The following is a 12,389-nucleotide window of genomic DNA, read 5'->3' as shown; positions in this document are numbered from 1 at the left end:
AGTGCCGCCCCGCACAGGGGCAACACTAATAGACCAATATCAATTCAAGGAAAGGCCAAAAAGCCAGATCAAGGAAAGGCCAAAAAGCCAGATCAAGGAAAGACCAAAAAGCCAGTTCAAGGAAAGACCAAAAAGCCAATTCAAGGAAAGGCCAACGCCGTAGTCAAACAGACGAATAAGCGCCGAGCAGGCAAAAAAAAATCAGGTAGCCGCAGGCGCATTCGGCGCCCGCGAATACCGCAAATACATCATTGTCGACAACACGACTGCCAGCGCGGAAGCCACCGCGGCAAAAAGAAACACCTGCGCATAGCCGAACTCTCCAGCGATATACCCGGCCAACGGCCCAGTAATCCCAAGTGAGAGATCGAGAAACACCGAATAGGCCGACAAAGCCGCGCCGCGGCTAGCGGGAGGCACGAGCCCAACGGCTTCAACCCCAAGAGCAGGAAACACCAAAGCAAATCCAAACCCGGTCAACGCCGCCCCCGCAAGGGCGAGATGCGGCTCAGGCGCCAGCCACAACATCAACAGCCCAGCGCATTCAAGCGAAAACGACGCAATCGCGACCCGAAACCCACCGTAGCTCTTGATCGTATTAGCGAACAACAACCGCGCGCCAATAAACAGCGTGCCGAAAACAGTCAACGACAAAGCCGCATTCGGCCAATGCCGCGCCGCATAAAACAGCGTGATAAACGTCGCAATCGACCCAAAGCCGGCCGAGCCCAGCGCCAACCCGATCCCATGCGGCAACACCCGCGTGAACACGCTCCGGTACGACATCCGCTCGCCATGCACGATCGGCACCGGCGCAATAGGTCGCGCCAGATAAAAACCGAGCGCCGCCAGCGCGATCACCAGAATGCCCAACGCCGCAAATCCAACCGTATGTGCAATCGCCACGCCGAGCGGCGCGCCAATGGCCAAAGCGCCATAAGTCGCGATGCCGTTCCACGAAATCACCCGCGCATTGTTGCTCGTACCCACCCGGCCAATGCCCCACAAAATCGCGCCGGTGCCACACAAACTTTCACCGAAACCGAGCACGAGACGGCTGCACACCAGCAATCCCAGGCTCACCACGGGCCAACGCCCGCACAACACGGCCAGCAGCAACAAAACCCCGCTCGCCCCGCAACCCAGCAAGCCGATCGACACCGTCCGTTTCGGCCCCAACGTATCCGCCGAACGGCCGGCCAGCGGCCGCGATGCCAAGGTCGCCAGGTACTGCACGCTGATCGCAGCGCCGGCCAGGATCGCGCTGTAACCCAGGTCGTCGTGGACGTAGCCAGGCAGCACCGCGAGCGGAATGCCGATCGTCAGGTAGCAAAGAAACGTGAAAAAGACGACCGGAATGATCTGCATGGTCGTCGCAAATTCGCTGCGAGGTGTCGCTGTGTCGGTGGACATGGGGAAAACGAGACTTGAAAACGGCGGAAAGGCGTGATTTTCCCATGGAACCGATTCTCTTGCAGGGGTTGCTTAATAATTTCGGTGACTAGAAAAAGGTGCCGGAGTCATATAGTGGTTCGTTTTCTCCTGCATGAGCGATGTTTTCCTGCGTAGCGGCTGAAGAAACCAAGGTCGCTGGTGGCAATAAAAATATAATTTAGATGAAAATGTGGCAAAACAGCCATCCCAACATAAGCCAACCGACGCTCAAATCCATCTCTATATCGTTTCGCGGATATGTCCCGCATGCGATCCCTGCTATGGGTTGGCTTTATTGACGGTGATAGTTTTCGAATCATCATCGCAGCACGTCCCCACGGACACAGAACATTCGAGAGTACGAGACATGACTGAGCCGATTCGCTTCTACCACCGCAACGCGATCCGTGAGATCAAGGACGCGCCCGTCACCCGCACCGTCCTGCAGTATCTGCGCGAGGACGTGCATTGCACCGGCACCAAGGAAGGTTGCGCCGAAGGCGACTGCGGCGCGTGCACGGTCGTCGTCGGCGAGCGCAACGCGGCGGGCGGCGTCGACTTCAAGGCGGTGAATGCCTGCATCCAGTTCGTGCCGACGTTGGACGGCAAGGCGCTCTTCACCGTCGAAGACCTGCGTCAGCCGGACGGCTCGTTGCATCCGGTGCAGGAAGCGATGGTGGAGTGCCACGGTTCGCAGTGCGGTTTCTGCACGCCGGGTTTCGTCATGTCGATGTGGTCGCTGTACGAAAAGCACGGCCACGAACATAGCTGCGCGAACAAGACCGTGCCGTCGCGTGACGCGATCAGCAACGCGCTGACCGGCAACCTGTGCCGTTGCACCGGCTATCGTCCGATCGTCGACGCAGCCGTGCGCATGTTCGAAGCGCCCGCGCCGAAAGCGCCGGTCAATATTGAAGCCCTGTCGAAAGCCCTCGCCACGCTCGAACGCAAGGACACGTTCCACTACGAGCATGCCGGCCAACAATTCGCCGCGCCGCGCACCGTCGACGCCCTCGCGAAAATCAAGGAAGCCGAACCGGCTACCCGCATCCTCGCCGGCAGCACGGACATCGGCCTGTGGGTCACCAAGCTGATGCGTGAGTTGGGCAACATCGTCTACGTCGGCCAGATCGCCGAGCTGCAAAAGCTCGAAACCAACCACGACTGGATCGAGATCGGTGCAGGCATCAGCGTTGAAAGGGCGTACGCGGAAATCGCGAAGCAATATCCGGAACTCAACGAAATGTGGCAACGCTTCGCGTCGCTGCCGATTCGCAATGCCGGCACGCTCGGCGGCAATATCGCCAACGGCTCGCCGATCGGCGATTCGATGCCGGGCCTGATCGCGCTCGGTGCGCATGTGATCGTGCGCGGCGGCGAGATCGAACGCGAAATGCCGCTCGAGGATCTGTACCTCGCGTATCAGAAGAAGGACATGGCGGAGCATGAGTTCGTCGTCGGACTCAAGGTGCCGACGCGCACTGGCGCGCGCAAGAATCTGCAATTCCGCACCTACAAACTGTCAAAGCGTTTCGACTCGGACATCTCGGCCGTGTGCGCCGCGTTCTCCTTTATCGCCGACGGCAACGTGATCCGCGAGCCACGCATCGCATTCGGCGGGATGGCCGCCACTTCGAAGCGTGCAACGCACGCGGAAGCCGTGCTGCGCGATGCCGAATGGCACGAAGCCACCGCGCAGGCCGCGATGCTCGCGCTCGGCAACGACTACGCGCCGCTGTCCGACATGCGCGCGACCAGCAACTATCGCCTCGAAGCGGCGAAGAACACGTTGTACCGCTTCTGGCTCGAAACGCGTCCGAACAATCCACTGCCCAAAAGCGCACTGGATGTTCGTGCAGTCGCCGCCGCATGTGCACCTGCGAGCGCGAGCGCCTGAGACGCTGGAGAGCGCCCCCACCCTGGCCCTACGCGCTGAGGCGGATAAGAAAACGTTGGGGCGGCCCAGCGTTTTCTTGAAAGAATACGGAGAACAAAGCAATGAATCAGCAAGCCGAACCGTTCCTGAAAGACCTTCAGGATCTCGACGACTTTACTCAGGTCCACGTCTCGCGTCCGCACGAGTCCGCGCATCTGCACGTGAGCGGCCGCGCCACTTACACCGACGACATCCCGACACTCGCCGGCACGCTGCACGCCGCGCTCGGTTTGTCGCCGAAAGCGCACGCGAAGATCGTCTCGATGTCGCTCGACAAAGTACGCGCCACACCCGGCGTGGTCGCGATCTTCACTGCGGAGGATTTCCCCGGCGTCAACGACGTGGGCCCGATCATCCACGGCGACGATCCGATTCTCGCCGACGGCATCGTGCAATACGTCGGCCAGCCGATGTTCATCGTGGTCGCGACCTCGCATGAAATCGCGCGCCTCGCTGCGCGCCGCGCCGAAGTCGTCTACGAAGAGCTGCCGGCCATTCTTACCGCGCAACAGGCCCGCGCCGCGAATCAGCACGTGTTGCCGCCGATGAAACTCGCGCGCGGCGAAGCCGGTACGAAGATCGCCCGTGCGGCGCATCGCGAAGCCGGCGAGATGCTGCTCGGCGGCCAGGAGCAGTTCTATCTGGAAGGCCAGATTTCATACGCGGTGCCGAAGGACGACGACGGCATGCACGTCTACTGTTCGACACAGCACCCGACCGAAATGCAGCACATGGTCGCGCACGCGTTGGGCGTGGCATCGCATAACGTGTTGATCGAATGCCGCCGCATGGGCGGCGGCTTCGGCGGCAAGGAATCGCAATCGGGTCTGTTCGCGTGCTGCGCGGCGCTGGCTGCATGGAAGCTGCTGTGCCCGGTCAAACTGCGTCCGGACCGCGACGACGACATGATGGTCACCGGCAAGCGCCACGATTTCCACTACACGTACGAAGTGGGCTACGACGACAAGGGCGTGATCGACGGCGTCACGGTCGACATGACTTCGCGCTGCGGTTTCTCCGCCGACCTGTCCGGCCCGGTGATGACGCGCGCGCTGTGCCACTTCGACAACGCGTACTGGCTCTCCGACGTGACGATCGACGGCTTCTGCGGCAAGACCAACACGCAGTCGAACACCGCGTTCCGCGGCTTCGGCGGTCCGCAAGGCGCATTCGCGATCGAGTACATCATGGACAACGTCGCACGTTCGGTGGGCGAGGATTCGCTCGACGTGCGCCGCCGCAATCTGTACGGCAAGACCGAGCGCAACCAGACGCCGTATGGTCAGGTGGTCGAAGACAACGTGATTCACGAGTTGATCGACGAACTCGAAGCGACCAGCGAATACCGCGCGCGCCGGGCGGCGATCAACGAGTTCAACGCGAACAACGAAGTGCTGAAGAAGGGTCTGGCGCTGACGCCGGTCAAGTTCGGCATCGCGTTCAACGTGACCCACTTCAATCAGGCCGGCGCGCTGGTTCACATCTATACCGACGGGTCGGTGCTGGTGAATCACGGCGGCACCGAAATGGGCCAGGGTTTGAATACCAAGGTCGCGCAGGTGGTCGCGCATGAACTGGGGATCGGCTTTAACCGCATCCGCGTCACGGCGACCGATACGAGCAAGATCGCCAATACGTCGGCGACCGCTGCATCGACCGGTTCGGACCTGAACGGCAAGGCCGCGCAAGATGCCGCGCGCCAGTTGCGCGAACGGCTGTCGGCCTTCGCCGCCGAGCGCTTCGGCGCAGGGCAGGTGGCGGCTTCCGAAGTGCGTTTCGTGCACGACCGCGTGGTGGTCGGCGAGGTGATCGTGACGTTCGAAGAAGTGATCGCGAAGGCCTACATTGCGCGCATCCAGTTGTGGTCCGACGGCTTCTATGCAACGCCGAAGCTCTACTGGGATCAATCGAAGCTGCAAGGCCGGCCGTTCTACTACTACTCGTACGGCGCGGCCGTGTCGGAAGTGGTGATCGATACGCTGACGGGCGAAATGCGCGTGCTGCGCGCGGACGCTTTGCATGACGTGGGCGCATCGCTGAACCCGGCGCTCGACGTCGGCCAGGTGGAAGGCGCGTTCATTCAGGGCATGGGCTGGCTCACCACCGAAGAACTGTGGTGGAACGCCGGCGGCAAGCTGATGACGCACGCGCCGTCCACGTACAAGATTCCGACCGTCAACGATACGCCGCCAGATTTCCGTGTGCGTCTGTTCAAAAACCGCAATGCGGAGGACAGCATCCATCGTTCGAAGGCAACCGGCGAGCCGCCGCTGCTGTTGCCGTTCTCGGTGTTCTTTGCCGTGCGCGATGCGGTGTCGGCAGTCGGCGACCACAAGGTCAATCCACCGCTGAACGCGCCCGCGACCAGCGAGGAAATCCTGAAAGCAGTCGGCGCGGTGCGGGCAGCGACTGCGGCGGCTCGGCAGTAAGCGTTGCCATGAGCGCGTGACGCTGGCGAGGCCGCCGCGTCACGCCGGCAATCGCGAGGGACTGTGTGCAGCAGGTATAAACCATCACGCAGAGCCATTGTGCAACTATCGAAACCAACTGGAATGATCGCGATGAACGCCTTTTCTTCCGTTCAGATCGGCCGGCGCAGCGCTGTCTCCGCGCCGCGTCCGGCGCCAATGCATATCGTGCTGTTCGGCGCGGGGCACGTCGGCCATGCGCTCGTCACGCTGCTCGGCAGCTTGCCGTGTGTCGTCCAGTGGGTCGATGAGCGCGACGAACTGTTCCCTGACGAAGCGCCGGCCAACGTACAGGTCGAAGCGACCGACACGCCCGATGCGATCGTCGACACTGCGCCGCCCGGCGCGTATTTTCTCGTGATGACGCACAACCACGCGCTTGATTTTTCGCTCGCCGCGCGCATCATGCGGCGGCGCGATTTCACCTACTTCGGCATGATCGGCTCGAAGACCAAGCGCGTGAAATTCGAGCGTCGGTTGCTGGATCGCGGCGTGGATCTGGATCGGCTGGTGGAGATGACGTGTCCGATCGGCGTGACCGGCATTGTGGATAAAGCGCCTGCGGCGATTGCGGTTGCCGTGTGTGCCGAGTTGCTGCAGATTCGTTCGCGCGAGGCCGTGGCGCGGGCGGTGACGCAAAAGCTTTGCGCGAGCGTGTGAGCGGGTAGAGCGAGGCGCCTGGCGTAAGTCGCTCAACGTCAGGCTCGTCACTCGAATTGCTCAAGATCAATGCATGGTGCGTAAAACGCTCACCCGCCAAACTTCGACCCGAACGTCAGCCCGCCGCGGCTGACTTTTCTTTTTTCGGCGACCGTTTCGCGCGCCGCACCTTCTGCGCGACCAATTCATCCGACACTTGCGACATCAACGCACGCAACCAGCCGACATCACTCGGCCGGTCCGGCTGCGGATGCCATAGCTGATAGCACTTGATGCGCGGAAACGGAATCGGCACATCGACCACCGCAAGCGGCAGCATGCTCGCATAGTGCGCCGCAAACCGGCGGGTGGTCGTGAAGATCAGATCCGATTGCAGCAGCGTTTGCGGTACGAGGCCGAAGTAGGGCAGCGTGGCGACGATGCGCCGCTCGGCGCGGGCCCGCGCAAAACCGATGTCGAGCGCGCCGCCGCGCGTGCCGCTATACGGCGTTGGCGCCAGGTGCGGCGCGGCAAGATACGCTTCGCGCGTCATCGGCGTACGTGTCAGCGGATGATCGGCGCGCATCATGCACACCACCGTATCGGAGAACAGATCGCTGCGTTCGAAACGCGGATCGGGCTTCGGCCAGTTGCCGATCACCAGATCGAGTTCTCCCGCATCGAGCGCGGTCGAATGATCGAGCATCGGGCCGAGTGAATCGATTTCGAGGCGCGCATGCGGCGCCGCTTCGCGGAACTGCGCGATCACGGTGGGCATGAAGAAGTCGTTCAGATAATCCGGTGCGGCCACGCGGAAGGTGCGGCGCGAGCGGCCCGGATCGAAGTCGCCGTGTGGCGTCGCCACGAAATCGACTTCGCGCAGCACACGTTGCGCCGAGCTCAACAACGATTCGCCGTACTCAGTCGGCACCATGCCTGACTTGCCGCGCACAAGGATCGGGTCGTTCAGCGTCTCGCGCAGTTTGCGCAGCGCAGTGCTGATCGCGGGCTGCGTCTGATTCAGACGCAGTGCGGTTTGTGTGACGCTGCGCTCGACCAGCAGCGTGCGCAGCACGCGCACGAGCCAGATATCGAGGGAGGCGGCGGAGTCGTCGTCCATGCGAGTTGTTTAGGCGAGGCGATGCAAGCAGGTCGGGCCCGGATCAAGCATCGTACGGAACCGCCCGCGAGCCAGATCACGAGAGCGAGGCGCAAAGGTTATAACCTTAGGCCCGTTTGCGGTCCGGCGGCATAGCGGGCGCAGTATGGCCGGCATCAGGACGGCGCTTTTGACGCAATCGCGTCTGAAACGGCGTGCCTGTTTGCTCGAATATTACGTTTTGCCTTCGCTCAAATGTCGGCAAGGCCGGAAGGCAATGAACTGATCCGCTTCACTTCCTTTGAGTCGAGCCAGTTCGGCGTGCGTGCGCAATACAGCACCATCGGCAATGCGTCTTCGCCCCAGAACAATTGATCGTTCAGACGGAAGGTCGGCACACCGTAGACGCCCAGACCGATTGCATCCGCGGTGTTGCGTTGCAGTTGCGCCTTCACTTCTTCGTTCTTGATGAGTTCCGGGCCGTCCGGCATCCCGACGCGCTCGCACAATTCGGCGAACGCCGCATCGCTCGACGGATCGCGGCCGTCACGCCAGATGAAACGGAAAATCTCGCGCACGAAGCTGACGTCGCCCTTCGCCGCGGTGGCGAGCAGGAGCGGCTTCATCGACTCGAACGGATGGGCCGGCGGCATCTTGAACGGAATGCCGAGCTGCTCCGCGCGAAACAGCGCGTGGCGATACAGGAATGCGCGCTTTGCGGGCACGCTGTAGGCGGGCCGCTGGCCCCAGTGGCGATACAGGTCGTTCAACACGACCGGCGTGAATGCGAAGTCGAAGCCCGGCCATTTGTCGTGTTGCTCGAGCAACAGGTACGTGAACGGCGAGACAAAATCGTAAAACCACAGCGGTTGCCTGGCGTCGATGCCAACGGTCATAAATCTCTCCCGGATTGCCTGTTCCGAACGGTGTCGTCTGCTAAAACCGTCGGAATTGTAATGATCTTACGCGGTGCAGCCGCCGCTTGCACCCGTCAATATGATTTCAGGCTTGCGCGCCGCTAAGCGGGACGATTGGCCGGCGACGCATCGGCCTCGGCGGCGCCGCGCGCTTCGGGCGATTCCATTGCGTCATCGGCTTTGGAAGCACGCGTTGCATCAGGCGGCTGCGGCCTGTCGCCGGAGTCGTCCGCTGCGTCGCGCTGAGCCTCGCGGCTGTGGGTCAGCCGCTCGCGCACGAAGCCGATGTGCTCGCGCAGCACATAGAACTGGTCCGCATAGGCGAGCGGCATTTTCAGGCCGTTCACCGATTCTTCAATTGCATCGAGGCGCTCGATCAGCGCGGCGCGTTCTTCGGCCGAATGTTCGCTGAGCGCGCTGCGCTCGATCGCGATCAGCGCGCCGTACCAGCGGTAGATGCGCGATTTCACCCGCCACGCGTAGAGCGACGGCACGACGCGCAGCGCGGGAATCAGCAGCACGATCAGCGGGACCACCACCACCAGCAGGCGGTCCGCGAGACTCGCCAGCCAGAACGGCAGGACCCGGTAGAGGAAGCTCTTGCCTGACTTGTAGTAACGGGCGGCGTCGTCGCTGATCGGGAAATCGTGGGCGAGCGGTGCGGGGAATTCGCCGGCGCGCTGCATGATGTTCGCCTTGCCGTGGACCTCGCGAGCCGCTTCGATCAGCAGATCGGACAGCGCGGGATGCAGCGAGTCGCGCGCCACCAGCTCGGCGGTTGGCGCCACCATATGAATCGGCGCGGAGGGCAGATTCTTGCCGAGGTCGAACGCGCCCATTGGCATTTCGAGCTGCGTTAGATACGGAAAGCGCCGAGTGTAGGCATCGGCCTGGGTGAAGTCGTAGAACTGCACGTTCGGCGTGCGATAGAGCTTGCCCATCACCGCCGGTTGCGCCGAATCGCCGGCCAGAAAAGCCGCGTCGACTTTGCCGGCGACGAGCGCGTCAGCGGCGTCGTCGCCCGAGAGCGGCAGCAGTTTGGTCGGGCCGCTGCCCGGCACGATGCCGTTTGCCTTGAGCAGAGCGAGCGCCAGTTCGCGCGTGCCGCTGCCTTCCGCGCCGACCGCGAGGCGCAAGCCCTTGAATTCGGAGAGCCGCGTGATCGTCGGCCCGTGATAGAAGATCGCCAGCGGCACGTACGCGACGCTGCCGAGCGACATCAGGCCTGTGTTCGCCGGACCGGGCGCGACGCCGTCCTGCACGAAGCCGACATCGACATTCGACTTCGGGTCTGAGAGCCGCTTGAGATTCTGCAGCGAGCCTTCCGAAGACAAAACGTTCAGGGTGATGCGGTTGCGCGCCAGAATCGTCTTGTACTTCTGCGCCGCGTTCCAGAAGGTGCTGCCTTCGGGGCCGGCGCTGATCGTCAGGGTACTGGGCGGAGCGGGCTGGATCAGGCGCACGGCGACCCAGATCGCCGCGGCGGCGATCAGCAGGAGCGGCCCGAACGAGACCGCCAGATCGCGCCAGGAGATCGCCACGAAACGGGCGACGAGACGGGGAGGGGGTTTGCGGCCGGTGGCTGGCTTCATCAGATGACGTGACGGCTACGGTCGAAAATGAACCGGGCGGCGGCGCTCTGCGGCGCGCGAACCGGGGCGAGGCGCTCGCGCCAAGGCGGGCGGGCCGGCGCGAAAGACACACAGGACGCATGGCAACGAGCGTCGCGCCGATGGTACCTGAGAATAGCGCTGCGGCGGGACGTCCGGCGGGGGCGGGCGCCGTCAAACCCGTAACAATTCGTGAACGGCGCGTGAACGGCCAGCGAACGGCCAATGAACCGCCGATGAATGCCCTTGGCAACCGGCAGGCACGTCCAGGTACGACTAAACCCTTTGCGCTTCTGGCGCGGCTAGATTAAATTGTCGATCGCTGCCGCGAACATACGTTTGCGCGGCGTGACCCGGCATGACAGACAAGAACCGGGCGCGCTGCCGGACTTCGCGGCTTGCCGGCTCTGTACCGCATTGCACGCGTGGCATCGCATGCAACTAACCCTGCGGATAACTTCAGCCCGCCTCTCTCGCCTCTCGCACATCGTGTTACAGCCATAGTCGGCCGTTGCTCAGCCGCGTCTTGTCGCGCGCGAAGCATGGCCCCCGGAAGTCGTAACGAAGCCGCTTATACGTGCGGTCCAATGTGTAGCTAAGGAGAAGAGAAACTATGAAATCGGTCGGTTTTCTGAAAACGCTGGGCTCGGTCGTGGCAATGGTGGTGGCGTGCAATGTGTACGCGCAGGCAAGCGATGCAACGGGCACGACCGCGGCACCGGCTGCAAGCACCAAGGCCACCAAGCATGCCAATAGCCAACTGGGCCGCAAGGTGCGCAGCGCGATTGGCAAGGTGCAAGGCGTCGACGTCTCCAACATCGCCGTGCGCGCTCGTGGCGGCGCGGTGACGCTGACGGGTACGGTGCCCGACCAAGGCCAGATCGACTCAGCCGGTCAAGCGGCCAAGGGCGTCGCCGGTGTGACGTCGGTGTCGAACAAGCTGACCGTGATGCAGCAGTAAGACGGCTGCCGTGAGCAGGTCGCGATAAGCGGCTTGCCATGGACGGCGCGCAACAAGCGCTACAAGCACCACAAGCGCACGAAGCGCACGCAGCGCCGGCAGGCGCTCAAGGCTGCACCTGGCTGCCGGCGATTCAATAGCGTCGCTATGTTTGAGTGTGATGAATGAGCGTGGTGCATACCAGCGCGAGGGCTCCGGCGAATAACCGGAGCCTTTTTTTCGTTTTATTTTCCCTGGCGATGCTTGATGAAGCGGCGCTGATGGGTCTGGTCAGTGCCAGGCCGAACGCGCGCACGGCCACGGTCCGTTTGTGTGTTGCGACACACAATTGACGCGTCCAGAAGCGTACTGTGATGCAAGCGGAACCGGAGTCAACGCCATGGAAACCACGCTTTTGCGCTATACCGATCTACCGATCGGCGATCGGGCGGCTTTCGAACTGGTGTGCGCGCGGCACGGGTTCGCGCCGGTGCATTTCGACATCAGCGCCCGTACGGATCCGCGCGACGCCACGCACGAGCGCCTCGTCACGATTCGGCGTGGCGGCTGGGCGCAGTCCTATCAAGACCGTCACGGGCAATGGGTCAGGCAGTTCGAGTCCGATCTGACGTGCAGATTTTTCAAGTAAAGATGGCATAGAGGTGCGCCGGAGTTTTCGGCCGCACCCACGGTAGACTATTGAAGCCGCCGCTTCACGCCAGCACAAGGCGCACGCCGACCAGCGTGAGCGTAGCGGCGAGCACGTTGCGCAGCAGCGCCTCCGGTGCGCGCGATGACAGATAGCTGCCGATCGCGATGCCTGGCAACGACCCCACCAGCAGCGACAACAGCATCGACCAGTCGATCGAACCCAGCAGCCAATGTCCCGCGCCCGCCAGCAAGGTGAGCGGGACCGCGTGCGCGATATCGGAGCCGACAATGCGCGTGGTCGGCAGCAACGGATACAGCAGCAACAACACCGTCACGCCGATCGCGCCCGCGCCCACCGACGTCAGCGACACCAGCACGCCGAGCACCGCGCCGGTCAGCATGGTGAGCGCGAGCGTACGGCCTTGCCTGGGCGCGCGTTGACGGCGCGAGCCGAGCGCCGCGAGTTGGGGGCGGAAAATCAGTGCGACGGCCGTCACCAGCAGGGCGGCGCCGAGCACGATCTGGATCAGCCGGCTCGCGCCTGGCGTGTCCATTCCGTAACGATGCAGCAGGATTAGCGTGATGGTCGCGGGGGGGGCCCCGCCGCCCCCCCCCCCCCCGGGGGGGGGGGCCCCCCCCCCCCACAACAAAAAAAAACACAATAACCCCCCCCCCGCGGGCCCCCCCCCCCCCGC

Annotated in this window: 9 protein-coding genes and 1 pseudogene; 5 read left to right on the top strand and 5 right to left on the bottom strand. The window is 63.0% G+C overall.

Annotated features, from left to right (window positions below; translation table 11 throughout):
* Window positions 1–201: 201 nt before the first annotated feature.
* Window positions 202–1,413 carry an MFS transporter gene (locus tag PQR53_RS38445; protein WP_408465775.1) on the bottom strand — a complete coding sequence of 404 codons (1,212 nt, stop codon included), beginning with the start codon at window positions 1,411–1,413 and terminating at the stop codon, window positions 202–204.
* Window positions 1,414–1,801: 388 nt separating this feature from the next.
* Between PQR53_RS38445 and xdhA the strand changes: the two genes are divergently transcribed.
* From xdhA to xdhC, 3 genes are all read left to right on the top strand, one after another.
* Window positions 1,802–3,331 (top strand): xanthine dehydrogenase small subunit, encoded by a 1,530-nt coding sequence (gene xdhA, locus PQR53_RS38440; RefSeq protein WP_408465773.1) that lies wholly within the window; start codon window positions 1,802–1,804, stop codon window positions 3,329–3,331.
* A gap of 101 nt (window positions 3,332–3,432) precedes the next feature.
* Entirely contained in the window at window positions 3,433–5,799 is a 2,367-nt protein-coding gene (xdhB, locus tag PQR53_RS38435; RefSeq protein WP_408465771.1) for a xanthine dehydrogenase molybdopterin binding subunit, read from the top strand.
* A 132-nt stretch (window positions 5,800–5,931) separates the two neighbouring features.
* Window positions 5,932–6,498, top strand: a complete 567-nt coding sequence (gene xdhC, locus PQR53_RS38430) for a xanthine dehydrogenase accessory protein XdhC (RefSeq protein WP_408465769.1) — start codon at window positions 5,932–5,934, stop codon at window positions 6,496–6,498.
* A 115-nt stretch (window positions 6,499–6,613) separates the two neighbouring features.
* Here xdhC and PQR53_RS38425 read toward each other — a convergent pair whose 3' ends face one another.
* The 3 genes from PQR53_RS38425 to PQR53_RS38415 form a co-directional block, all read right to left on the bottom strand.
* Entirely contained in the window at window positions 6,614–7,597 is a 984-nt protein-coding gene (locus PQR53_RS38425) for a LysR substrate-binding domain-containing protein (protein WP_408465767.1), read from the bottom strand.
* 230 nt (window positions 7,598–7,827) lie between these two features.
* Entirely contained in the window at window positions 7,828–8,472 is a 645-nt protein-coding gene (locus PQR53_RS38420; protein ID WP_408465765.1) for a 2-hydroxychromene-2-carboxylate isomerase, read from the bottom strand.
* Between the two features lie 122 nt (window positions 8,473–8,594).
* Window positions 8,595–10,085 (bottom strand): TAXI family TRAP transporter solute-binding subunit, encoded by a 1,491-nt coding sequence (locus tag PQR53_RS38415; protein ID WP_408465763.1) that lies wholly within the window; start codon window positions 10,083–10,085, stop codon window positions 8,595–8,597.
* A 631-nt stretch (window positions 10,086–10,716) separates the two neighbouring features.
* Between PQR53_RS38415 and PQR53_RS38410 the strand changes: the two genes are divergently transcribed.
* Window positions 10,717–11,064: a BON domain-containing protein gene (locus PQR53_RS38410; protein ID WP_408465761.1), complete on the top strand. Its 348-nt coding sequence runs from the start codon at window positions 10,717–10,719 to the stop codon at window positions 11,062–11,064.
* Between the two features lie 379 nt (window positions 11,065–11,443).
* A complete protein-coding gene (locus tag PQR53_RS38405; protein WP_408465759.1) occupies window positions 11,444–11,692 on the top strand; it encodes a hypothetical protein in 249 nt (82 codons plus the stop codon).
* A 64-nt stretch (window positions 11,693–11,756) separates the two neighbouring features.
* Here the strand turns inward: PQR53_RS38405 and PQR53_RS38400 are convergent.
* Window positions 11,757–12,299: pseudogene (locus PQR53_RS38400) on the bottom strand (sulfite exporter TauE/SafE family protein); the annotation flags it as partial.
* Window positions 12,300–12,389: the final 90 nt, after the last annotated feature.

Source organism: Paraburkholderia fungorum, from assembly GCF_046027605.1.
GTDB lineage: Bacteria > Pseudomonadota > Gammaproteobacteria > Burkholderiales > Burkholderiaceae > Paraburkholderia > Paraburkholderia fungorum_F.
This window is presented reverse-complemented; position numbering and strand designations above follow the sequence as displayed.